Annotated in this window: 1 pseudogene; it reads left to right on the plus strand. The window is 75.1% G+C overall.

The features are described from left to right. Positions 1-123: 123 nt before the first annotated feature. Positions 124-543 (plus strand): annotated as a pseudogene (locus tag GTW67_RS31435) (phospho-sugar mutase); the annotation flags it as partial.

Raw genomic sequence — 543 nt, forward strand, 5'->3', positions numbered from 1 at the left:
GGACACCCCCCGGCGCGGCCCCGACCCACCACCGAACCCGAGGCGCTACGCGCACCCCCACCGGACCCGCGCAGGCCGCCGCAGGCATGGCAACGACCACCGACACACGAGAGGCTGACCGACGTGCACGACGACCTTCTCGCACGGGCCAAGGCATGGCTGGCCGAGGACCCCGACGCGGACACCCGCGCGGAGCTCTCCCAGCTCATCGACACCGAGGACCACGCCGAGCTCACCGCACGCTTCGCCGGCACCCTCCAGTTCGGCACCGCGGGCCTGCGCGGCGAACTGGGCGCCGGCCCGATGCGCATGAACCGCTCCGTCGTCATCCGCGCAGCCGCCGGCCTCGCCGCCTACCTCAGGAAGCACGGCCACACCGACGGCCTCGTCGTCATCGGCTACGACGCCCGCCACAAGTCCGAGGACTTCGCCCGCGACACCGCCGCCGTCATGACCGGCGCCGGCCTCAGGGCCGCCGTCCTCCCCCGCCCCCTCCCCACCCCCGTCCTCGCCTTCGCCATCCGCCACCTCGGCGCCGTCGCC

The organism is Streptomyces sp. SID5910 (assembly GCF_009862125.1).
GTDB lineage: Bacteria > Actinomycetota > Actinomycetes > Streptomycetales > Streptomycetaceae > Streptomyces.